This is a genomic window from Capsulimonas corticalis (assembly GCF_003574315.2).
Lineage (GTDB): Bacteria > Armatimonadota > Armatimonadia > Armatimonadales > Capsulimonadaceae > Capsulimonas > Capsulimonas corticalis.
The window spans coordinates 6,700,175-6,721,587 of the sequence record NZ_AP025739.1 but is presented as its reverse complement, the minus strand read 5'-3'; the positions used below and the strand labels follow the sequence as shown (position 1 = coordinate 6,721,587).

Annotated in this window: 21 protein-coding genes and 1 pseudogene; 12 read left to right on the top strand and 10 right to left on the bottom strand. The window is 60.7% G+C overall.

Features of this window, described 5'->3' with window-relative positions; translation table 11 throughout:
* Nucleotides 1–178 precede the first annotated feature (178 nt).
* Nucleotides 179–2,524, bottom strand: a complete 2,346-nt coding sequence (locus tag D5261_RS29210) for an FG-GAP-like repeat-containing protein (protein WP_119322934.1) — start codon at nt 2,522–2,524, stop codon at nt 179–181.
* Between the two features lie 193 nt (nt 2,525–2,717).
* Between D5261_RS29210 and D5261_RS29205 the strand changes: the two genes are divergently transcribed.
* Both D5261_RS29205 and D5261_RS29200 read left to right on the top strand, forming a co-directional pair.
* Nucleotides 2,718–3,533 (top strand): M23 family metallopeptidase, encoded by an 816-nt coding sequence (locus tag D5261_RS29205; protein WP_119322935.1) that lies wholly within the window; start codon nt 2,718–2,720, stop codon nt 3,531–3,533.
* 115 nt (nt 3,534–3,648) lie between these two features.
* Nucleotides 3,649–4,614: an ankyrin repeat domain-containing protein gene (locus D5261_RS29200; protein WP_165864400.1), complete on the top strand. Its 966-nt coding sequence runs from the start codon at nt 3,649–3,651 to the stop codon at nt 4,612–4,614.
* A gap of 74 nt (nt 4,615–4,688) precedes the next feature.
* Here the strand turns inward: D5261_RS29200 and D5261_RS33675 are convergent, their stop codons facing one another.
* The 3 genes and pseudogenes from D5261_RS33675 to D5261_RS29190 all read right to left on the bottom strand — a co-directional run bounded on the left by D5261_RS33675 (nt 4,689) and on the right by D5261_RS29190 (nt 6,423).
* A complete protein-coding gene (locus D5261_RS33675; RefSeq protein ID WP_435792422.1) occupies nt 4,689–5,141 on the bottom strand; it encodes an ATP-binding protein in 453 nt (150 codons plus the stop codon).
* A gap of 108 nt (nt 5,142–5,249) precedes the next feature.
* Nucleotides 5,250–5,612 (bottom strand): annotated as a pseudogene (locus D5261_RS33670) (PAS domain-containing protein); the annotation flags it as partial.
* 322 nt (nt 5,613–5,934) lie between these two features.
* Nucleotides 5,935–6,423 carry an NUDIX hydrolase gene (locus D5261_RS29190; RefSeq protein ID WP_119322938.1) on the bottom strand — a complete coding sequence of 163 codons (489 nt, stop codon included), beginning with the start codon at nt 6,421–6,423 and terminating at the stop codon, nt 5,935–5,937.
* 138 nt (nt 6,424–6,561) lie between these two features.
* On the opposite strand from D5261_RS29190, the gene D5261_RS29185 reads away from it, so the two are divergent.
* Nucleotides 6,562–7,455, top strand: coding sequence for a DUF1559 family PulG-like putative transporter (locus tag D5261_RS29185; protein WP_119322939.1), 894 nt, complete (start codon nt 6,562–6,564; stop codon nt 7,453–7,455).
* Between the two features lie 163 nt (nt 7,456–7,618).
* On the opposite strand, the gene D5261_RS29180 is transcribed toward D5261_RS29185, so the two are convergent.
* The 3 genes from D5261_RS29180 to D5261_RS29170 form a co-directional block, all read right to left on the bottom strand.
* The gene (locus D5261_RS29180; RefSeq protein WP_119322940.1) at nt 7,619–8,023 is read right to left on the bottom strand and encodes a hypothetical protein; all 405 of its coding nucleotides are present in this window, start codon (nt 8,021–8,023) and stop codon (nt 7,619–7,621) included.
* Nucleotides 8,024–8,106: 83 nt separating this feature from the next.
* Entirely contained in the window at nt 8,107–8,628 is a 522-nt protein-coding gene (locus tag D5261_RS29175; protein WP_119322941.1) for a hypothetical protein, read from the bottom strand.
* Between the two features lie 83 nt (nt 8,629–8,711).
* Nucleotides 8,712–9,491, bottom strand: coding sequence for an aspartyl/asparaginyl beta-hydroxylase domain-containing protein (locus tag D5261_RS29170; RefSeq protein WP_165864401.1), 780 nt, complete (start codon nt 9,489–9,491; stop codon nt 8,712–8,714).
* 235 nt (nt 9,492–9,726) lie between these two features.
* Here D5261_RS29170 and D5261_RS29165 point away from each other — a divergent pair, with 235 nt between their 5' ends.
* The 7 genes from D5261_RS29165 (at nt 9,727) to D5261_RS29135 (ending at nt 16,726) form a co-directional block, all read left to right on the top strand.
* Complete coding sequence (locus tag D5261_RS29165) at nt 9,727–10,143, top strand: hypothetical protein (protein WP_119322943.1); 417 nt, start codon at nt 9,727–9,729, stop codon at nt 10,141–10,143.
* Nucleotides 10,144–10,278: 135 nt separating this feature from the next.
* On the top strand, nt 10,279–10,692 hold the full coding sequence (locus D5261_RS29160; protein ID WP_119322944.1) for a BlaI/MecI/CopY family transcriptional regulator: 414 nt from the start codon (nt 10,279–10,281) through the stop codon (nt 10,690–10,692).
* A complete protein-coding gene (locus D5261_RS29155; RefSeq protein ID WP_119322945.1) occupies nt 10,689–13,757 on the top strand; it encodes a M56 family metallopeptidase in 3,069 nt (1,022 codons plus the stop codon). The genes D5261_RS29160 and D5261_RS29155 overlap by 4 nt, the downstream gene beginning before the upstream one ends.
* 76 nt (nt 13,758–13,833) lie before the next feature.
* Nucleotides 13,834–14,736: a helix-turn-helix domain-containing protein gene (locus tag D5261_RS29150; protein WP_125206134.1), complete on the top strand. Its 903-nt coding sequence runs from the start codon at nt 13,834–13,836 to the stop codon at nt 14,734–14,736.
* 154 nt (nt 14,737–14,890) lie between these two features.
* Complete coding sequence (locus tag D5261_RS29145) at nt 14,891–15,232, top strand: YciI family protein (RefSeq protein WP_119322947.1); 342 nt, start codon at nt 14,891–14,893, stop codon at nt 15,230–15,232.
* A gap of 86 nt (nt 15,233–15,318) precedes the next feature.
* Nucleotides 15,319–15,987 carry a cysteine hydrolase family protein gene (locus D5261_RS29140; RefSeq protein WP_119322948.1) on the top strand — a complete coding sequence of 223 codons (669 nt, stop codon included), beginning with the start codon at nt 15,319–15,321 and terminating at the stop codon, nt 15,985–15,987.
* On the top strand, nt 15,980–16,726 hold the full coding sequence (locus D5261_RS29135; RefSeq protein ID WP_119322949.1) for a type 1 glutamine amidotransferase domain-containing protein: 747 nt from the start codon (nt 15,980–15,982) through the stop codon (nt 16,724–16,726). The genes D5261_RS29140 and D5261_RS29135 overlap by 8 nt, the downstream gene beginning before the upstream one ends.
* A gap of 175 nt (nt 16,727–16,901) precedes the next feature.
* Here D5261_RS29135 and D5261_RS29130 read toward each other — a convergent pair whose 3' ends face one another.
* Nucleotides 16,902–18,347, bottom strand: a complete 1,446-nt coding sequence (locus D5261_RS29130; RefSeq protein ID WP_301002343.1) for an IS4 family transposase — start codon at nt 18,345–18,347, stop codon at nt 16,902–16,904.
* Nucleotides 18,348–18,625: 278 nt separating this feature from the next.
* Here D5261_RS29130 and D5261_RS29125 point away from each other — a divergent pair, with 278 nt between their 5' ends.
* Nucleotides 18,626–19,255 (top strand): NADPH-dependent F420 reductase, encoded by a 630-nt coding sequence (locus D5261_RS29125; protein ID WP_119322962.1) that lies wholly within the window; start codon nt 18,626–18,628, stop codon nt 19,253–19,255.
* Nucleotides 19,256–19,309: 54 nt separating this feature from the next.
* Nucleotides 19,310–19,930: a TMEM175 family protein gene (locus tag D5261_RS29120; RefSeq protein WP_119322963.1), complete on the top strand. Its 621-nt coding sequence runs from the start codon at nt 19,310–19,312 to the stop codon at nt 19,928–19,930.
* Nucleotides 19,931–19,965: 35 nt separating this feature from the next.
* Here D5261_RS29120 and D5261_RS29115 read toward each other — a convergent pair whose 3' ends face one another.
* Together D5261_RS29115 and D5261_RS29110 are read right to left on the bottom strand one after the other, a co-directional pair.
* On the bottom strand, nt 19,966–20,382 hold the full coding sequence (locus D5261_RS29115) for a c-type cytochrome (RefSeq protein ID WP_119322964.1): 417 nt from the start codon (nt 20,380–20,382) through the stop codon (nt 19,966–19,968).
* A gap of 122 nt (nt 20,383–20,504) precedes the next feature.
* Nucleotides 20,505–21,332, bottom strand: coding sequence for a prepilin-type N-terminal cleavage/methylation domain-containing protein (locus D5261_RS29110; protein ID WP_119322965.1), 828 nt, complete (start codon nt 21,330–21,332; stop codon nt 20,505–20,507).
* Between the last annotated feature and the right edge of the window lie 81 nt (nt 21,333–21,413).

Genomic DNA, 21,413 nt, shown 5'->3' with positions numbered 1-21,413 from the left:
TTGTTCGATACTAGTCTGACGTTCCCGCGCCCCAGCTTAAAGTCGGGCCGCTATAAGAATCATTTCGGTATCGGGCTCAGAGGGGATCACGAGTAGGAATGCTGGATTTTGCGCGGCGCGCCTTTTCGGCGCGCCGCGGAGGGGATTTCGACAGTGAGATTCGGCTTCGCCTGCGTCCTTATGGAGCGCCGGCGATGCGCCATCCGGCGGCGAGCGCGGGGGAGATCGGCGTCTCCGTGAGGCGGAGCGCGCCGTTCATTCGCCAAATCGCTCCCGTCATCGTGGATGGGTTGAAAATCGTGAGATCGGGGCATCCATCGCCGTCCCAATCGCACACGCCGGCGATCGATGAGCCGGTCGGAAGCGCGGGGGATACCGGCGTTTCGCCGGTTTTCGTCACGCCGTTCATGGTCCAGATGGTCGCGAGATGGGTCTGGGCGTTTTCCAGGAGGAGATCTGGTCGCCCATCACGGTTAAAGTCGCCCGCTCCGGCGATCCGGAACCCCGTCGGCAGCGGCGTGGAGACGACCGTTCCGCCTATTCTGACGGCGCCGTTCATATACCAGACTCCCGCCTGGCGGGTCCCCGCATTCTCTAGGATCAGATCCTGACGCCCGTCCCCATTAAGATCGGCGGCTCCTGCGATCCGCCAGCCCGCGCTGAGCGACGGCGCGATTGCTTCGCTGGCGCGTGTTATCCGGTTCATGAACCACAGGCGTATGGCGTGCGTCGCGGAGTTCTCCAGCACAAGATCCGTCTGGCCGTCGCCGTTGAAATCGCCGATGGCGGCGATGTGAAAGTCCGCAGGCAGAGGAGCCGAGAAGAGGGCGTCGCCGTATTTTACGGCGCCGTTCAGACGCCATACGCCGGCGGCGTGCGTCGCGGGGTTCTCCAGCGCCAGGTCCGGGCGGCCGTCGCCGTCGAAGTCGCCAGGGACCGCCGCGTAAGCTCCTGGCGGGCAGAGACCGGCGCGGCCCCGGCCCGAGATATCCCGCGTGACGGCGTTCGAGAGGTTGCCGGCGGGAGCGAGCGGGCGAGGCTGGCGGTCGCCGCCCGCGAAGTCCGGAACCGGGTAGCTGACGGCTCGGAAGACGCTGCCGCCTAACAAGGGCCGAAAGTTGCCGTGCGCGGGATCGACCAACTGCGGCTGGAGCGTGTTGATCGCGTTCTGAGCGCGCATCAGGGTCTCATTGCAGGTAGGATTGGAGGGCTGGGCGCCGGAGCTGTCGTCAAGCCCCAGGTCCAGATCGCTGGGACCATTCCAGACGATGTTGCCTTTGATCCGAAGGTTGTCGTCGGAGAGGACGGGGCCGGGGATATTGGTTCCCGGCGGGGCCGGCTGCGGTCCGAAGATGACGAAATGGCCGTAGAGCGTTCGGACGCCCAGCGGGTTGTAGAAGATATTGTTGTAAATATAGACATTGCGATTGGGAATGCACTGGGCTTCATCGCCGATCGATGTCTGCCCCCATCCGCCGGCCAGGTGCAGCCGCTGGCAAATGTCTAGGTCTCCTTCGCAGACCCGCCCTCCGGGCGAGCAGAGAATCAGGCCGGAGCCGTAGACTTGGTCCAGGCCGATCCGATAGAGCGTGTTGTGCGCGAACAGGACGTTATAAACGCCGCGCGCCGCGATCCCGGCGTTCTGGATATCGTGGACGATATTGTTGACGAACTTCGTGTCGTACACTTCATAGTGCAGCCACGGCGCCACCATGAAGCCAAATGTGGTCCCCTGGCCCGCGACAAGGCCGCACTGGGCGGAGTTGTAGACTTCGTTGCCCTCGATGCGCAGGTACGCGGAGCCGCCCTTCACCATCAGGCAGTCGTTGTCCGTGTCGTGGATCTTATTGTTGACGATATGCCCGTACTGCACGGCGACATAATCCAGGCCCATCCAGAAGGCGTTGCTGATGTCGCAGTCCTCGACATACATATAACGCACCTGATTGACCTTGAGCGTCTCCTGGGGCTGGCGTATCGCGCCGTCGAAACCGTTCAGCACGCAGCCGCGCAGCAGCATATGATCGCAGAACGAATAGTGAACCACGTTCCCCCCGCCGCCGTAGCCTCGGTCGGTCACGAAGTCCAGGTTGATGAGATAGAGGTAGGAGCAGTGGTCGAATTGCAGGTACGCATGCAGGCGCACGGTATGCTTTCCGTCGGCGGCCTGAATGACTACGGGGTGTGCGAAGCTTCCCTGCCGCAGCTCAAACCAGTTGCCGCTCGGCATGGCGCTTTCGGAGTAATTTCCGGGCGTCAGCAGGATCCGGTACGCTTTCGTCAGCGCCGTCTGCGCAGGGATCTTCGCCCAGGCCGCCTCCACCGTCTGGAGCGCCGCGCCGCGCGTGGCGCCGCTGTTGGAGTCTCGTCCGCTCACGGGGTTGACCCAGAGGTCCACATACGCCGGCGCGCCGGCGTCATAGTAGCCCGGGCTCATATCCTGCGCCCACAGTCCGGTCGCCAAAACCAAGAGCAGCAGCGCCGATGCGCTCCAGCGCATCAATCCACGGAGGCAACTGTTCATTCCACATCTCCTCGGACAGCATTTCTCACCAGGCGTATCAGACGCTTGGTAGTCTTTATTGTCGGCGCGCGAAGAGAGGGATGTCACCGTGTTGCTACGAGTTTGCAGGCGCTCACCATGATTCTGTTTCTTTCGCCATATAATACAGTGTTGGGCTGCTCGATATCCGCGCCAGGGAAAGGCTGTTTATCTCGTGTCGAAATTCTTACTTGTCGTGGTTTTGCTCTTTGGCCTCGTCGCGCCGGCGCTGGCCGCCGGCGATTCGAGCATTGAATTGAAGGCGTATCCGGCGCCGGGCGGCGTGTGGCTGGTGGCGCAGTCGGCGAATATCTCGTGCTTTACGATTACGGTGGATGTGAGCGGCGAGAACTTGCGGTGTTCGCGCAAGCTGCCCGTGACGCTGGACTCGGACGGCAAGCGTTCGATTCCCGTGGTGTATCTGACGGGAGCGGACCCGAGCCGCGCCTGGCGTTATCAGTCAAAGTGCCGGGCGCGGGCGGGCGGCCGAAGAAAGGGGGCGGCGCAGCCGTACATTTATTCGCTTCCCTACGCCAACGCCGTGTTTCCCGTTTCGCAAGGTAACCTGGGGACATTCAGCCATTATCGCGGATCACAGAACGAATACGCGATCGATTGGGCGATGCCAACCGGAACGGTGGTGCGCGCCGCGCGCGCCGGCGTGGTGGTCGCGGTGCGTTCGGACTCGGATCGTGGCGGCGCCGCTCTCTCGTTCGCGAATGACGCCAACTATGTGATCGTGAAGCACTCCGACGGAACCTTTGGCGAGTACTTCCACCTCGAACTGCACGGCGTTTTGGTGGCGCTGGGCCAGCGCGTCGCTGTCGGGCAGCCGCTGGCGCTGTCGGGAAGCACCGGCCATTCCACCGAGCCGCACCTGCACTTCGACGTCTTCAACAATATTGACGGCGACAAGCACGCCACGATCCCAATCAAGTTCAAAACCCGGTCCGGAGAGATTGTCGTCCCGCAGCAAGGGCATGAGTATTGAGATTACTTCACGGATTTGCGCGGGCCGCACACGCCACGCGACGTCATTGCGCAGGATTTTCCATGAAATTTGTGTAAGATTGCGCGACAAACGCCCGCCGCGAGGAGAAACGCCCATGTCGCTCCGGTTCCGATCCGTCAAGCCTGTCTACGCAATCCTCCTTCCGCTTGCCTTGTTGTGCGGCGGTCCCGCCGCGAAGGCGCAAACGACGCCCGTTCCTGTCGCCACGCTGGCGGACGCGGCGCCCGCCATCTCCAATTCGGCTCTGTGGGACGCGGTGGATGCGGGCGATTTCGCCAAGGCCAACGCCGCGCTTGCCGCCGGGGCCGATCCGAACTATAAGAACCCGGCGGCGACGCATCGTTCGATGCCCAGCACGCCGGTGTTAATGCTCGCCAGTCAGACTCGCAATGCGCGCATGGCGGCGCTGCTGATCCAGCATGGGGCGGATCCGAATGCGCGTGATAGCTACGGTTACACTCCAATATCGTCACTGGGGCCCGGCGCGCCGGTCGCGCTGGCGAAGACGCTGCTGGACGCCGGCGCGGACACCGAGGGAGTGGGGCTCAACCAAACGACGGCGCTGAGCCTCGCGTCCGCGTTTTCGAGTCCCGATCTTGTCCGCTTGCTCCTCGCCCATCACGCCAATGTCCGCGCGCTGGATTCCGAGGGCGCTACGCCGCTGCATATGGCCGCCTGCGCGGGACGCCTGGACGTCTTTAAGCTGCTGCTCGATCACGGCGCGGATCTGTACGCGACGACCCGCAACCACTCGACCATGCTGCACGTGGCGTCCCAGCAGGACGGACATACGCCGATGCTGCGCTATTTGCTTCAGCACGGGTTTGAGATCAATTTGAAAGATCAGGACGGAGAAACGCCGCTGCATGTCGCCGTAGATTTTGGCTGTCTGGAAAACGTAAAGTTTCTACTGGCGCACGGCGCGGATGTCCACACGCGCGCCAAAGACGGAAAGACGCTCATCGCGTGCGTTTACAACAACGACGGCAACTCGCCCGAGCTCGTGAAAAACGCCAAAGCGATTGTAACCGCGCTCAAAGCCGCCGGGGAGAAGAGTTAAATCGCACGATCTCTGCGCCTTGCTGATGTTTGGCGTGGCGATCGCGCTGGGGCTGCCGCTGCAAGGGTAGGGGGTTATTTCTGCATGGACAGCCAGCCGGGGTCCGGCGTCTGCTTATCCTGCTCCAGCACAACGATGCTGCCTTCGGGGGCGGAGTGGATCCACACACGGTCGCAGGTTTGCAGCATGAGCCAGAAGCCATGCCCCAGGCTGTTTTCCGTGCTGTAGCCGCGCTCCAGCGTGGCGCGATGCAGGAGCGATAGTTCAATGCCAGGGCCGTGATCTGAGATCGAAACCTGGATGGAGCCTTCCGGCGACCAGGAGATACGGCAGATGCCCTTCTGTGCGTGAACCACGGCGTTCATCGCCGCTTCGCTGGCCGCCGTGATCAAGTCATGGATACGCTCCTCGGAGTAGTGGAGTTTCGCCGCGGCTTCCGTCGTAAAGTAGCGTACCGAGGCGAGGGTTGTGTATCCAAAGGGAATGTCGCCGCTGGTGTGCGGCAGCGGCTCGGGAAGATCGCTCACATTTTCGCAAAATCGAAGGCGTCCTTCAGTCACGCTGAAGAGCACTTCGCGCAGAAAGACACGGGAGATCTGCTCGCGGATCTGCTGGATCTTCGATTCCTCGGCGTTGCGACGCGCGGTGACGTCGCGCGTGACCTTGGCGAAACCGCAATGCTGTCCGGACTCGTCCTTCAAGGCGGTGATGATCACATTCGCCCAAAAACGCGAGCCGTCCTTACGGACACGCCAGGCCTCTTCCTCATATCGCCCTTCCGCAATCGCGATCTCCAGCTCCTCCGCCGGATGGTCGCGCGCGATATCTTCGGGCGTGTAAAATGTCGAAAAGTGCCTGCCGATGATCTCGGATTCGTTATACCCCTTGATCCGCTGCGCCCCTCGATTCCACGTCACGATGTACCCATCCACATCCAGAAGGAAAATCGCGTAGTCCTCGACGCTTTCGACGAGAAGGCGAAACTGGCTATCGCTGCGCAGTGACAATCTGTGGGGACGCGACATCGCTCGCGCGCCGCTCGTTTCTGATTTGGTTCTGGCGGCGTCATCTGGCGCTGGGGCTTCGTTGCCCGCTTCCTGGGATATGTTTTGATCGGACATTGCCTGCTTCAATTTCGTCCAAAATAACCCGTGACGCGCCGCCGCGTCGTGGGAAGGTATTAAAAATTGCGGTGTTCATCAACGTGATGGAAAGGCGACACTGCCAGCGTCACGGATAGCGAAACGGCAATATAGGTAATTATACCAACATCCATCCAGAAGGAACCAAGATTTCTCAGCGCGTATAGCCGCCGGGCGTTTAATCCACAAGCACTTCGAGAGCGAGCGGTTCGCGCGGCGCGCCATTCGCCATGTATTGCTCGACAATAGTCGCCAGGGAGAGGGGCGTGAGGCGCTCGCGGGTCTGAGCCAGGTCCGCGGCTGGCCACCATTGGAACCGATCGAGGGATTTGGCTTCCGTTTCATCCGTCATCACCGGCTGAAAGCGCGGGACGTGGACAATATGATACTGCTCTTGCTGACGGATCCGGCGTCCCGCCCAGCGGAACGTGTGCTCTCGCCGCCACACGACAGGGCCGACAGCGAACTCCGTCAGTCCCAGTTCCTCCCGCAACTCCCGCCGCAGCGTCTCCTCGAACGTCTCGCCCGATTCTTGCCCGCCGCCGGGAGCGATCCAAAACGGCTCGATATTATCGTCGGGCAGAATGCGCAGCAGTAAGACTTCGCGCTCCGGAGTGAGCAGGATGGCGCGGATCGCAAACCGCTCGGTATCGATAATTTCGCTCATAATTGTGAGAATTCTTTCGTCGGTATCGCGGATTCTTCGCGGACAAGTGTTCGATAGGGCTAAAGATCTCCCTCTCGCCCCCCGACTATTGATGATACTACACCGCTGGCTAAAGTCGGCTGTCAAAAGGAATTACGAATGTCGATTAAATCTTACCGCACTGGCTTTACGCTGATTGAGCTTCTTGTCGTCATCGCCATCATCGCGGTGCTCGCGGCGATCCTGTTCCCGGTTTTTGCGAAGGTTCGCGAGAAGGCTCGGCAAACGTCCTGCCTTTCCAACATGAAGCAGCTTGGACTGGGGTTTATGCAGTACGAACAGGATAGCGACGATAATTTCCCGATCACAGCCGCTTACCCGGCGTCTCAGGGTGATTACCTCGGCCAGGGCTGGGGCGGCGAAATCTATCCTTATATCAAGAGCACCGGCGTTTATCAGTGTCCCGACGACGCCACGAAGCCGCCCGCGCCGAGCGGCGGGGTGACGAGTTACGTGAACTCCTACGCCGCGAACCTCAATTTGACGCGCACGGATCCCGGCAGCGGCACGGATCCGCATGTCGGCCAGGCGATTTCCGCGCAGGCTTCCCCGGCGAAGACGGTTCTGCTCTCGGAAGTTCAGGGCGTGTACGGTCCTTTGACGGATCCGGCGGAGCGCAGCACATCGACCGTCGTGTCGGCGGTGCTTAACGGCGGCGGCCCGACCAACAACATCGTCTACCCGTTCAGCATCGGCAATCAGTCGCGGGGCGCGGCGCTCGCCACGGGCTGCATGGGCGGGATGACCTGTACGGCGGACCCGAATGGCGGCCTCGCGGCTTTGAAGGGCCGCCACACGGACGGCTCCAACTTCCTGCTGTGCGACGGCCACGCCAAATGGCTTCGCCCCAACTCGGTATCGGCGGGATCCGTCGCGCTGGCCGGAGACTGCGTCCAGGGCGGCGGCTCGCCCACCGACTGCACCGTCAGCGTCCAGGGCATGGCGGCGGGCACTGACGACGGCCAGTTCACGGCGACATTCAGCCCCCGGTAAGTCCGTCCGGGCAGATTGCTCATACAAAAAAGACCGACCGGGAGGCGCACCGCCGCGCGCTTCCCAGTCGGCCTTTTTTGTTTTATGCCGCCACGTATCATCTCCGATCGGCGCTTGGTGTTTCCATCCAGTAACGGCGCACTCGATTAGAGAGCAATATCATTTATCGATCGCTAACGCCCCAGTATCGATCGTGCGCTTCTGGAAAGTACTCCGCGAATATTTCCTGCGATAAGCCAAAGACATGCAACTCGCGCCCGATTTCATCCCCTAAATCTTCCGCGTAATCGATAACGATCACGCCTCCGGTAGGTTCGAACGGCGAGCATCCCTCGGGTTCGACCGCCAGACCGAGCGCCTCAATCCGCGGCCACACCTGGTCGAGTTCTTTTTTTGCGGCGTCCGTGCCAGGTAAGTGGCACGCCGAATACTTCAGAATGATGTCCTTGATGTTCTCGTAATTCTCGTTCGGGTGGAAAACGCCGGAAACGCAGCCCATGGCCGGATCCGCATGCTCCAGCGCAGACCATCCCACGAATTCCTGATTGGCGTAAAGAAAATATTTCATCGGTCTATGTATTCGCGAAATTTGCCTCTCCGACAAATCCGAGGCGGAGCAATATAGCATTCGCTATCTTGCTGCAATTATACTCAATCCAGCCGCCACCAAAACAGCTGATTGGGTTCGTGGACAAATACTGTCCAAGAGACAAGGAACAGGCAGACCATAATGATGCGGCGGCGCATGGTAATTTGGGGAGAAAAGCGTATTGTGAGTGCAATCGATGCATATAGGCAGCACCAGCCAATCCCATCGGCAATGCAGGTGAGACCGTCGAGGCGATCGTACCAGGGATCGTTGAATTGGAAGTTATTTGGATCATCCAGCATATAGCGTGGCCAATGCCCAATATTGAGGTGCGCGCGCCATGCGAGTAAGTAGAGAGCAGACAGGGGTACAAGACCAGAGAGGAGCGGGAGGACGAAAGTGGCAAACGACACACCGCGACTCCATTGCTTTGGAAATGGCAGAGGTCTACGCGGCAGTATGTAGGCGAGAAGCCCAATTACTCCCAGCGGCAGAACAACCACAAGGGCAAACATACCAGTAACGTACCACGCTATCAACATGTCAAAAGGGACGCCGGAGAAGTTACGGAAATTGTAGGGCATACTTGGATCCCCAGAAAAAAGGCGCGGAGGTCGGCGGTGTTTGCCGTTTACCTCCGCGCCGTGTGTTCGTTAACCGTCGGCGATTAGCCCTTGACGACGTCCCAATTCTTGTAGAACAGGAAGTTGACGCTGCGCAGGAAGAAGCGTGCGGTGGAGACGACTTTGCGGAAGAAGCTTGGGACGAGCGAGGGGCGCAGGATGTCGATGAACATGTTGTAGCGCGGCTGCTCGGTCTCGTTGAACGATTGGTGCATCAGCGTGTCGTCGAAGATGAACAGCTTGTCGGTGCGCCAGTAGTTGTTCACATTGCCGACCGTGATGTACGCCGAGTCATCCTCCATCTGATTGATATTGTAGAGGATGCGCAGTGTGGCGCGGAACGGGCCGAAGTGCTTGGATGTCGATTGCTTCTTGTTGAAGACCGACACGCCGATGGTCTGGATGTACTTGTAGTCGGCATGGAAATCCGGGATTTCGATCGTGTTCTCCACGTTCTCGCCGTACCACTTGAAGAAGACCATCGTCCGCTTGTGCTCTTTCGCCGTTTCTTCGAGCTTGGCGACCAGGTTCTCGCGCACCGAGGCTTCCAGAACGCGCGTGATCTCTTCCTGATATTCCTTAGGGAAGTCTTCGAGCTTCCAGATGCCCTTATTGACATATGGCAGCGAGAGGACGTCCAGCAGCGTGTTCAGCGGAGACAGCACCCAGGTCAGGATCCCGTTGCCGGTGAAGTAGCGCTTGGCGACGGCTTTGTCCGCCGGCTTGTTGCGAAGCACATCATAGGCGCCGACGGCGGCGTACACCGCCGCGATTTTGGCGAGGATCTTTCCCGCCTTGATTGCGAACTCGATAAACTTTTTCACGAAATCTCCCTGTGTCGGCTTGGTTGTTAAATGGTGGGGCGCTGCAATTTCGTGATCGCGGTCGGCGGAGCCGACGCTTCCCGCAAGCGTTGACGGTCTGTCAGACACGTCGCCCGTGACGGTAGTATACCCCGCCACTTTCCGAAGTCATCGTATCTCGGCGGGCAATACGAGGTTCCTGGGGAGACGCAGACAGAGTACAATGGGCAAATCACGCAGAGCAGGGAGCGGGACTATGGGAACGTGGGATACGGGGCTAATCGCGGACGTCACTATTCAGGAGATCTATCTCGACTGCCTCGCCAGGTACGATGAAGGCTTCAGGCATGAAGAAATACGAAGCGCGCTGAATCTCCGTTTCGCCGATCTTCTCGAAGATCCGTGCGACGCCTGCGTCGTCTGGTTCGCGCTCGCCAACGCCCAGTGGGAGTACGGCGTGCTGGAGCCCGACGTGCTGGCGCGCGTGGAGGATCTGATCAAGTCAAAAAAAGCGCTGACGCATTGGGAAGAAACGGACGAAAACGATCAGCATCGGCGCAAAGGCGCCTTGGCGAAGTTCCTCGGCAGAATCCAGCAGCCGAAAACCAGGCCCCGCCGCCAAAAGAAAGCGCGGACCGCGCCGGCGGGAACGATGACAACATCCACACTGTAAGCGCAGTGGGGCGAAACTCGCTCAGGGCGGGGTTAAAATGATGTGCTAAATTTTTTCGCATAAACCCTTGACACGGCTCGTCTGTGATGCTAATATATTTAGCATAAGAAGTTCGCATTGTCAAGGAGCCTCCGAATGAACAAAGTATTGCCGCATCGGCTGAGTCGGCGCGAGCGGCAGATCATGGAAATCATCTATGCGCGCGGTGAAGCGACCGTGGCCGAGGTGCTGGAGGCGCTGCCGGACCCGCCGAGTTATTCGTCGGTTCGAGCGCTGATGCGCATTTTGGAGGAGAAAGGGCAGATCCGCCACACCGAGGTGGGGACGAAGTACGTTTACAAGCCGACGGAGAGTTGGGCGGCGGTGGCGAAGTCGGCGATTGAGAATGTAGTGCAGACGTTTTTCGGAGGCAGCGTGGAATCCGCAGTCGCGACATTGCTCGCGAACCAGCAGATGCGGCCGACCGAGGACGAGCTGAGTCGCCTGGAAGGCATGATCCAGCAGGCGAAGACCGAAGGGCGCGACAAGACCCACGAAGGGACGGAATGATGAACGCATGGATGGCCCCGCCGGTTTTTGTTCTGCTCGCGAAGTGTACGTTCTTGCTGCTGGCCGCCATGGCGATAGCGCGCGGCTTACGACGCGCATCGGCGGCGGCGCGTCACGCCGTCTGGGCGTCGGCCATCGCCGGCGTTCTGCTGCTGCCATTATTCTCTTTTGCTCTTCCCACATGGAATGTCGCTTATACGATGCGCTCGGCGGTCGCTCCTATCAGGAAGAACACGCCGGCGGAGGCGATCTCCGCATCGGCGCAGAGTGACGCCGCCCCTATCGCTATGCCCGAAAAGAAGCAGCATACCGCAATCGCGTCGCCGATGGCGGCAGGCGCGTTGGATGTGTCAAGCGTTGCTTCGCCGGCGGCTGTCGCATCGCCGGTCGAACCGCCGCGAATCGCCTGGACAGCCATTGTCGCTGTCGTTTGGGCGCTGGGCGTGTTTGTCTCGCTGGGGCGATTCTTCCTGGGGCTGCGCTTGGTAACGAGCGCTCGTCAGGGGAGCTTGGCGCTGGACGAGTGTGCGAACGGCCTTGCACGGGAGTGTCTTCGCGCGGTGGGGCTGCGTCGAAACTTAGACATTCGGCGATCCCGCGAGGGCGGTGTCGCGGTTCCGATCACCTGGGGCGTCGTTCGACCGGTCGTTCTGCTGCCCGCGCAGTCGGAAGAGTGGTCCGAGGAGTGCCTGCGCTCCGTGCTGCTTCATGAGCTGGCGCATATCCGTCGCGGCGACTGGCTGACGCAGTGCGCGGCCACTCTGGCGTGCGCCTTCTATTGGTTTCATCCCCTGGTCTGGCTCGCGTCGCGGCAAATGCGCGAAGCGGGCGAGCGCGCCTGCGATGACAGTGTGCTGCGCGCCGGCGTACCTCCGACGGAATACGCGCAGCGCCTGGTCGATGTCCTGAAGTCGCTGCCTCCCGGCGCCAATCCGCGAACGGCGGCAATCGCCATGGCGCTGCCGCGTGAAACGGAAGGACGCATCCGCGCCGTGCTTACGGCGGGAGTGAATCGGCGTTCGCTGAGCCGCAAATGGATCTTCGCCGCCTGTGGCCTCGCCGCCGTATTGGTTCTGCCCCTGTCAGCGCTGCATCCCATCGCGCGAACGGCCGCTCACGGCGAGACAAACGCCGCGCCCGCGACGACCGTTTCGGTAGTCCATCGTCGCAGCCGGGGAATCCTGGAATTTCTCTACTGGCGTGACCTCTCCTCCCGGCGAGATCCCAACCGTCCGGTGTCGATGTCGATCGCGCGTGATCAAAGTGGTGGTGAGGTTTATCAATTCATCGACCGCCGCGACAAACAGACATTTTTCGACGCCTCTTTTTCATCGGTGACTTCCGGTGAGAATATCGCCATATTGTCGCCAACTCGCAAAGCGGAAATTCAAAAACGAGCCCATAATTACAATCGCTGGTCGGCCTTTCTGATGAGCGGCAAGATGATCCTGACGGACGCCGATATTGTGAGCGCGCAGGCGAAGCTGGGCGGCGCCGATGGTCGTGAACCCGTGGTGAAGATCACCCTGAGTTCGGAAGGCGTTCGGAAGCTGGCGGCGTTCACGGAGTCGCATGTCGGCGAAACCATGGGGATCGTCCGCGACGCCAGGATGCTCTCCGCGCCGACGATCGCGATGCCGATTCATGGCGGGACGTTGGAACTCGCCGGATGTTTTCGAACGGTCGCGGATACGCAGTCGCTCGCCGATCGTTTGAACGCGCCCGACGCGGACCTGCCAGGGGAACTGGGTAGTCTTCAGACCCTTGCGGCGACGACGGCTGCTTCGGACAATGCGTTCGTCGATCGGATCGTCGCGCATGGACACACGGCCATGCTGCCTAACGGCGCCGAGGTGAGCTTTAACGGAATAAGCCGGCCGGTGCGTGAGGAGAACCGTTGGAATATGTCGGCCGGGGCGTGGTGGAATACCGACGGCGCCCCAATCACCGCGCTCGAAGTAGGCGCGCCCGTCAACTGGATGCGGCCGGTAAATCCCAAAGACCCGGCGATTCCCTACCAGGTGTCTTATTCAATCAAGTCGGCGAGCCGCGATCGCAGCAGCTACTACGAGATGCTGAATGCTCAAAAAGATTCCGCATTCTCTTACTCCAATGAGGCTTTCGATAGAGAAATGAGGGTGGAATCTCTCTCACCTAACTCTAAATCTTGTACGGTTCGTGTCGGCGTTTCCACGGAGCCCTGGCGGACTATCTTGACGCTGCCGACTGAGGCGACGCCTGCTTTTTCGGCGCCGGTCGTGTCCGCTGAGTGGCCGGACAAGCGCACCGCGTTCCTCTTTCCGGAGCTGATCCTCGGCGACAAACCTTTGTTGTGGTATCCCGGCGCCGGGGGAAAGATGCATCGCGATCCGATTTTGCCTGGAGGAGCGTCGATCGCGAAGCTGGCGCGCCGCTTTGTTGCGGTCTACCGAGACGGCTCGGTCGTTCCGCTCGACGGGGCGAAGAGGACGGAGATCGCCTCGGCCATGCAAACAAATGTCGAAACGATCTTCAGCGTGAATCCAAAGCTGGCGAGGGCGAACATCAAGGAATTTCAGCTGCAAACACGGGCGTACCAAATCGTGGAGTTCCGGGATATTCCGCTCTACCCCACCATCGGGAACAGCGTGATGACTCCCACCGAGTACGATCAGCGGGTGGGCTGGGCCGCAAAGTCGGCGGCGACGAAGAGCAACATGCAGCTGATCGGCCTTGCGATCGTTCAGTATGAAGCCGACCACAATTGGAAACTCCCCCATCTCCAATCGCTCGCGCAGCTTCGCCGGACACTCGCGTCCTATATCGCGGCGAAGGAAAAGCGGATCGATCCGAACACGGGACGCTCCCATCCGGCCATCGGGAACGACGTATTCGTGAGCCCGCTGACCGGACAGCCCTATCAGTTCGAGGGGGCGCTGTCTGGCGGTAGCCTCGTGAACATCGCTCGTCCCGCCGAGCAGCCGCTGTTTCGCGATGCTGCGATGGCCCGCCCTTTTGACGGCGCGTCCTGGGAAACCGTCGCATTCGTCGACGGGCATGTCAAAGGGCGGCTCGTCAGACAATAGCGCCCCACATTGGCCGGACATTAGGTAAACTGGAGGCAGAGAAATTGCGTGATGCGTTGAAGGGATTTTTGCGGCGATGCCCGTCAGCCTGATACATTATGCGGACAGTGAGAGCGGCGAACGTTTGTCGGTCGTCCCGGAGTCGTCCCTGCTGTTGTCAAGCGCGGACGCGGGCTGGAAGGGAATCATTGTCGAGCAGTTTCGTTTGCCCCCGATGGAGCCGAGGGAGAACCTGCTGCCGGACCATTTGCTGACGCTCCACCTCAGTCCGTCCAATACGCTGGAGTGGAAGTCCGGGAAGCAGTATCGCAGCCGAAGCATGGCCGCCGGCGATGTCTGCCTTGTTCCCGCCGGCGTCCCGCGCGATTTGCGCTGGCATGAGGCGGCGGACGTGCTGGCGATCGCGATCGACCCGCATCTGGTCGCGAATGTCGCCCGCGAAACCGTCCACGCCGACCGGATCGAACTCGTCGAAAGCCACGGCGGCCTCGATCTGCAAGTCCAATACCTGGGGCTGGCGCTGAAGGCGGAGCTGGAAAGCGGCAGCCTGGGTGGTCCGCTGTTCGCCGAGAGCCTGGCGACCGCGCTGGCCGTCCATCTGCTCCGCCGCTACAACGCCTTTCCCGAGCCCATTCTGGATGGGATCGGCGCGCTTTCGCGTCCCAAGCTGCGCCGCGTGATCGATTATATCGACGCCCACCTCCACCGAAACCTGACGCTGGCCGAAATGGCCGCCGTCGCGCAGATCAGCCCCTACTACTTTTCACGCCAGTTCAAACAGGCCACCGGCGCCTCGCCCTACGATTACGTTTTGCGGCGGCGGATCGAGCGGGCCAGGACGCTGCTTCGGTCGGGACGCTTCTCCGTGGGCGAGGTCGCCCAGCAGCTGGGCTTCAGCGACCAAAGCCACTTCACGCGCCACTTCAAGCGGCTGACCGGGCAGACCCCGCGCGCCTTTTTGCAGGAGACGGCTCGGTGATGACTCCCCGCGCTCATGTCCGTCTCGAAAACATTCGCAAGATCGTTCCAGAAGCCGCAAGATCGTCCTAGCCCGCTTCGCCGTCGCCCCGCATAATCAAGGAGTGCGATCACTCGAAACTTGCTGGTGAGCGCCGGATACAGGAGAGCTAAACGTGAAAGTGATTACCTATGACCGTTTCAAGCCCGGAGTGACGATGGAGCAGATCCGACCGATGCTCCCCGAAGAGACCGCCCACGCCTGGCGGCTCTGGAAGAAGGGGATCATTCGGGAAAACTACGCCCTGGCCGATCAGCCCGGCGTGGTGATTGTCTTCGAAGTTGCGAGCGTCGCCGAGGCTCAGAAATACCTGGACGAATTTCCCATGACGCAGGCGGGCCTGATCGAATGGTTCTGCCTTCCCGTGATCGCGCCGCTGCCGCTGGAAAGCATGTTCGACGAAGCCTCGTTAGGCCGCGTGGCGATGCCCGACTCGGAGCTGGAAGGCGCGGCGTAGTCGGGCCGGCATTGCGGTGAGTAGACCCGAGACGGCAGGGGCGGCGCGGTTCGATCCGCCGCGTCGCCCGAGGAAAGGAAAAGACCTTGAAACACGCCTTCGGATTGAACATTCCCCAAACACTCGAAGAAGCCTGCGACCCCCAGCGGACGGCGCTCCTCGTTTACGATATGCAGATCGGCATCCTGAGCCAGCTTCCGGACGCCGCGCCGACCACCGCGCGGGTTGTCCGGGTGCTTGCCGCCGCGCGCGCGGCGGGCGTTCGGGTGTTCTTCACGCGCCACCTTTCGCTGCCCAAGGAGACCAGCGGCGTCTTCCTGCTGCGGCAGGCCATGGCGTGGCAGCGCGTTTCGACCGTCGCCGAAGTCCATCCATGGTTTCTGCGGGACGCGCCCGGCTTCCAGATCAGCCCCGAAGTCGCCCCGCTCCCGAGCGAGGCGGTCGTGGACAAGATCACCATGGCCGCCTTTGAGGGGACGTTTCTCAATATCGCCCTGCGCGACTGCGCCATTACCACCGTCATTGTGGTGGGCTTCGCGCTGGAGATCGGCATCGAGCCGACCGTCCGTCACGCCACTGATCTTGGATATCTCCCCGTCGTCGTGACCGACGCCTGCGGGGGGCGAGATGAGGCCGCGCGGCAGCGGGCGCTCGACGGCTTTGCGTTTGCCGGCGACGCCATGATGACCGACACCGCGTCACTCTGCGACCTGCTGGCCAAGCATTCACCCCGCAAGGAGACTTCCATTGAGTAAAGCCATCGATCTGCTGAACCCATCCCATCCCAAACGAGTCTTGATTTTAGCCTCCAATCCAGCGGTGTCTCCCCAAACCGGCTGGCCGGTCGGTTTCTGGTGGTCGGAGCTGACGCACCCTTACTGGGAATTTACCGAAAGCGGCTACATCGTGGAGATCGCGAGCCCCGACGGCGGCGAGCTCAAGGCCGACTCCTGGAGCGATCCGCGCGATTCCAGCGGCTACTCGGCGTCGGACCTGATCAGCCTGGGCTTTCTCAGTTCGCCCCATTTGATGGAGAAGGTGACCCATTCGCTCCGGCTCGACTCCGTGCGTCTGGACGATTACGATGTCCTGTTCCTCGTGGGCGGACAAGCGCCGATGGTGACGTTTTACGCAGACGAGCGCGTCCATCAAGCCGTGTCGGACTTCTACCAGACCGGCAAGATCACGGCGATCGTCTGCCATGCGACCGCCGTCCTTCTCAAAACGCGGCTCGCCGACGACAGCCTGCTCGTCCAAGGCAAGACATGGACCGGTTTCGCCAATTCGGAAGAAGAGTTCGCCGACGCCTTTGTCCAGCGAAAGATCCAGCCCTTCTGGATTGAGGAAGAGGCCAAGAAATTGCCGGGAACAAACTTCATCGTGGACGGCCGGTTCAAGCCCCACGCCGTCCGCGACGGCAATCTGATCACCGGCCAGCAGCAATATTCCGGCGCGGACGCCGCGCGACTTGCCATTCAAGCGCTTGGGGTTTGAGGAAGTTATTACTGGCGCTTGGGCTGCCTGGGCTTTTTCTACCTTGGCGCTTCGGGGCATCCTTGGCAAACCCACCCCCGCGCTTCGCGCGACCCTTCCGGGTGACCTACCCCGGCGCTTAGTGTACTCCCTGGCAAACCCACCCCGGCCCTTCGGGCCACCCCTCCCGCAGCGGCTAAGCTTGTATCACATTTTGGGTTCTGATCGACTCCATGGCGAGCCTCCATCCAGCCGCCATGGAGTCGAGCTTTCTGAGCCCATTCCAGAGCACTTTTACCCCAGGTAGCGGGCCGCCTTTGTAGGGCTCAAAGCCCCCAAGCTGCGCGATGGCCGTCACCACCTGCGAAATTGTCGTGATCGGAGTACGGCTCTGCTGATTGAGAATGGCAAGCTCTGTTGTATCCATAATCTGGTCGGCGCGGATTTCGGGCATCACACGCGCCAAATGCGTCACATATAACAATCGCCAGGCAACCACCAGGTAAAGCGAGAGCGTATTGCAAAGAGTATCTAGATCGTCCATCTGAAGACGCTCGGCTTGGCAGCCCGATTTGAGCGTAAAATGAAATCGCTCAATCTCCCAACGACACGTATAAAGATCCAGGACACGCCGCGCCGACGCCATATCGATCACATTCACAGTGGTGATCATGATCCATTCCAAAGGGGCATGGGGATCTCCCTCAGGGACGATCTCCCGAGCGCTTACCACTTGGATCGGAACGGCTTTCTCCTCATGTCCCACACCGGCTTTGGGCGGCTGAACCTCCACACGGCAATGGCGCATCTCCATCGTGGCGTCACGATCTTGAGCCTGGGTCCGTCCAGGAACACGAAGCGTATAGTGGCCCAGGACGTTTCCCTGCTGAGCCGCTACCAGAAGAGAACAATAGGCCGGTTCTTTCGTGGCGCCCTCCGAACGGTCCATCACCTCCCCATCCATCACCTCCCCATCCATCACTTTAACAGTGCGGGGGTGAGCGGCGCGGATAATCAGTTCCAGGCCCGAAGCACGCTCTTGTGCTAGCAGGTCGAAGATATCCGCTTCCCGGTCCGCGACCACGACCACCTCTCCTCCTTGGCGAAGGTGGGGTTCAAAGAGCTGCTCCACATGTTTCGCCGTTCGCAGCCAGCGATGGCTTTCCTTCTCCTCAATGGGCTTTTTGCGTCGCTGCGCCGCCGCTTGCTTCTCCAGGGGGCGCGCCCAAAAGTGAGCCTCCACCACTCCCAGCGGAAGTCTGTCGGGTGTCATCGCCAGCGCGGAATGCTGATGAATGCCCATCGCCTTTTTCGAGTCATTGATCGGCCCCAGCCCTTCGGTGGCGTAGTGGGTGGAATAATTGTAGGAACTGGTGTCCTGGGCTACGACAATGGTTTTCTCTCCCAGGCATCGCTGCAGAGTTGCTTGCCGGTGTCCCTCCAGGAGATCCGTCGCATTGGTTTCTGGGTGGCGTAATAGACGTCCCGCCGATTGTCTCAAAGCATTGCCGCACATCGTGGAAAAGCTGACGTTGGGTTGAGAAAACTTTGCTTCCAGTGTCTCCCCCATGACACGGCGGAAGCGCTCATCGCCAAACTTTGTCCCCTGAATTTCGTTTTCGGCCCACCCGGATCCTAACATCGTTGTTCCTCCGATATTAGGATCCCATATTCTGCGTCAATTTCGTACACCCCCAAAAGATGTGATACAAGCTTAGCCGCAGCGGGAAGGGTGATTCGGATCGATATCGCAGGCGACTTTCGTAAGAGACAATCTTACAAACCCTTCCCGGCGGCGGGAGGGGTCGCGCGAAGCGTGGGGGTGGGTTTGCCAGGGAGTACGCAAAGCGCCGGGGTGGGTTTGCCCCGGACGCCATCGCAACTTAGGAATGGGTGACAATCGCAGAAGGAGACGACCCGATGGAGATTGGAATTTTAGGCGCCGGTAACGTGGGCGGCGCGCTGGGGCGCGCCTGGGCGGGCAATGGGCATCAGGTAACCTTTGGCGTTGCCGACGGCTCGCTTTCGAGGGCTCAGGAAACGGCGGCGCGGATTGGAGAGGGGACAAAGGCGGCGCTGATCCGCGATGCGGCGCGGGCGGACGTGGTTGCGCTGGCGGTTCCTTGGGATGCGGCGCGCGGGGTGCTTGAGAGCGCGGGGGATCTGACCGGCAAGGTTCTGCTGGACTGTACGAACCCGCTGCGCGGCAATAAGTTCGCGACGCCGGACGCCGCGTCAACGTCTGGGGGCGAACAGATCGCGCAGTGGGCGCCGGGAGCGCGTGTGGTCAAGGTCTTCAACACGCTGGGCTTTGAGGGTATGCAGGATCCCGATTTTGGAGGCGAGGCGGCGACAATGCTTTACGCGGGAGACGACGCCGAGGCGAAAGCCATCGCGGCGACCCTGGCGCGTGAGATGGGGTTCGACGCCGTGGACGCCGGGCCGCTCGCGAGCGCCGCGCTGCTGGAAACGCTGGCGAGCCTTTGGGGACAGCTGGCCTATGCTCAGGGCATGGGGCGCGGCATCGCCTTTCGGCTGCTCAAACGTTAGCGGCGGCGCTCGATCGTGAATTTGGATTGCTGCGGAGAGGGACAAAGGCGGCGAATGGCGGAAAAGGAAACCGGGCGGCTGGAGGCGTTTAGCGACGGCGTGTTTGCGGTGGCGATCACTCTGCTGGTGCTGGATATCCATGTCCCCTCCCTCGCCGTGGCTGCGGGGGGCGATCCGGGGGCGGCGCTGCTTAGCGCGCTCAAATCGCAGTGGCCGTCCATGGCCGCCTATGTCATCAGCTTTCTGACAATCCTCGTCATGTGGATCAACCATAATCGGCTGTTCGAGCAGATCCACCGCAAGGACCATCAGCTTCTGGTCTACAACGGCCTGCTGCTGATGCTGGTGACGCTGATCCCATTTCCCACCGCGCTTGTGGCCGAATATATCCGGACGCCCTACGCGCAAACGGCCGCCGCCGTCTATTGCGGCCTCAACGTCCTGATGGCGTGCGCGTTCAATCAGCTTTGGAGCTACGCCGCGAAAGACGGCCGGCTGCTCGCCGCCGAGCACGATCCGCACCGTGTTCGGCATATCACCCAGCAGTACCGATTCGGCCCGATTCTGTATGGAGCCGCCTTCGCGCTCGCGTTCGTCAATGTGACCGTGTGCGTCATCATGGTCGCCGCCCTCGCGGTCTTTTTCGCCCTCCCGGAACGGACGAAAATGGCTTGACGGTCGCACCAATCTCTGCGCGATCCCATGCGGCGTTACTGCCGCGTCGCCAGATATGAGGCCAGCGCGCGCAGGTCTTCGGGCGAAAGTTTGTCGTAGTTGCGCATATCCGAATTGGGATGGATCCGTCGGTGCTCGCGCAGGTTGGACATCTGCCACGGAATATCGGCGTTGCGCTGGCCTTCGTGGAGCAGGTCCGGAATCGCCCCGATCTGAGTTCCGGTCATGGTGTGGCAGCCGCTGCAGTTTTCCCGCTGGTAGACATGGCGGCCCCGATCAACCGTGGCGGCGTCGACGACCGGGATGGGGGCGCGCGGGCCGGAGACGGGCAGGGCGCCCTGCAATATGGCGTGCGGCTTGTAGCTGAAAACTCCGATCACCACCGCCGCGAAAACGATCAAACCAATCCCGCCGGCCAACAATGGGATGCCGGGTCCGTTCACTTGCTTCATCTCTTCTCCCGTCACAACGCAGGCATATTCGCCATGCGCCGCCGGATTTCCTGGAGTGAAACAGCTTCGGCCTTCATTCCCGATGGGAATGAAGGCCGAATGGTCTTGCGGAGTGTGACGGCTTAGTTGTTGTAGGTAAAGCTCATACACATATTTTTGGTCGGGTCGTTAGTGATACAGCCCGTCGAAAATCCGTCACACTTAGAGATACCCGATGTTCCGGGCGCCGGATAGCGATGAATGAGGTTGCATCCCGTCAGATCCGCGCTCTTCCAGATCGCATCGGGCCGGACCGCCTTCGCGTGGCCGTCGAAGAAGGCGCAGTTCATAAATCCCTGATGCCGGTTCGCATATTTGACCATGCGGCCGGGCTGGGTCGGCTCGTGCGCCATGTCGCCGTCCCAAACTTCAAACCAGGACTCGGTGTTCGCGACGCCGGCAAGAGACTTATCCCATTTCTCCGTGACGACAATCGTGTCTGCGGGAACATCGACCTGCGCCAGCGACAAACCTTCCGTGGAGTCGGCGGCGGCATAGGAGCGAAGCACCGTGGACACGCCGTCCGGCATCAGGCTTGGGGTGGGGCCGGGATCGCTCGGGCAGGAATAGACGCCCTTTGCCTTGATGTATGGGAAGATGACGTTGTACCAGGCTGCGGCCAGAGCGGCCGGACTCGTGCTGGAGCCGACGACCGCTCCGGTGCGGATCTTGCCCAGGCTGGACGCCGTGTTGTCCTTCGCCCCTCGGAAGAACAGACGCTCATCGTTGTCCTGAATGTACATCTGGACGCCCAGTCCGATCTGTTTCATATTGGACATGCATGAGATGGCTCGCGCCTTTTCCCGCGCCTGGGCAAAGACAGGGAACAAGATGGCGGCGAGAATCGCGATAATAGCGATCACAACGAGCAATTCAATTAAGGTAAACCCGAGACGGGAACGGGTGCGCATATTTATTCTCCGACGTTTATAGTCTCCGATTAATTCGGTCGGAGATAGGATAGCATTTCGGAAAACCGTTTGTCAACAGGA

Bases quoted from the DNA above. Each gene is read 5' to 3' on its own strand.
- D5261_RS29210 (WP_119322934.1), bottom strand. From the start codon at position 2,524: ATGAACAGTTGCCTCCGTGGATTGATGCGCTGGAGCGCATCGGCGCTG.
- D5261_RS29200 (WP_165864400.1), top strand. From the start codon at position 3,649: ATGTCGCTCCGGTTCCGATCCGTCAAGCCTGTCTACGCAATCCTCCTT.
- D5261_RS29190 (WP_119322938.1), bottom strand. From the start codon at position 6,423: ATGAGCGAAATTATCGATACCGAGCGGTTTGCGATCCGCGCCATCCTG.
- D5261_RS29185 (WP_119322939.1), top strand. From the start codon at position 6,562: ATGTCGATTAAATCTTACCGCACTGGCTTTACGCTGATTGAGCTTCTT.
- D5261_RS29180 (WP_119322940.1), bottom strand. From the start codon at position 8,023: ATGAAATATTTTCTTTACGCCAATCAGGAATTCGTGGGATGGTCTGCG.
- D5261_RS29175 (WP_119322941.1), bottom strand. From the start codon at position 8,628: ATGCCCTACAATTTCCGTAACTTCTCCGGCGTCCCTTTTGACATGTTG.
- D5261_RS29165 (WP_119322943.1), top strand. From the start codon at position 9,727: ATGGGAACGTGGGATACGGGGCTAATCGCGGACGTCACTATTCAGGAG.
- D5261_RS29160 (WP_119322944.1), top strand. From the start codon at position 10,279: ATGAACAAAGTATTGCCGCATCGGCTGAGTCGGCGCGAGCGGCAGATC.
- D5261_RS29155 (WP_119322945.1), top strand. From the start codon at position 10,689: ATGATGAACGCATGGATGGCCCCGCCGGTTTTTGTTCTGCTCGCGAAG.
- D5261_RS29150 (WP_125206134.1), top strand. From the start codon at position 13,834: ATGCCCGTCAGCCTGATACATTATGCGGACAGTGAGAGCGGCGAACGT.
- D5261_RS29130 (WP_301002343.1), bottom strand. From the start codon at position 18,347: ATGTTAGGATCCGGGTGGGCCGAAAACGAAATTCAGGGGACAAAGTTT.
- D5261_RS29125 (WP_119322962.1), top strand. From the start codon at position 18,626: ATGGAGATTGGAATTTTAGGCGCCGGTAACGTGGGCGGCGCGCTGGGG.
- D5261_RS29120 (WP_119322963.1), top strand. From the start codon at position 19,310: ATGGCGGAAAAGGAAACCGGGCGGCTGGAGGCGTTTAGCGACGGCGTG.
- D5261_RS29115 (WP_119322964.1), bottom strand. From the start codon at position 20,382: ATGAAGCAAGTGAACGGACCCGGCATCCCATTGTTGGCCGGCGGGATT.
- D5261_RS29110 (WP_119322965.1), bottom strand. From the start codon at position 21,332: ATGCGCACCCGTTCCCGTCTCGGGTTTACCTTAATTGAATTGCTCGTT.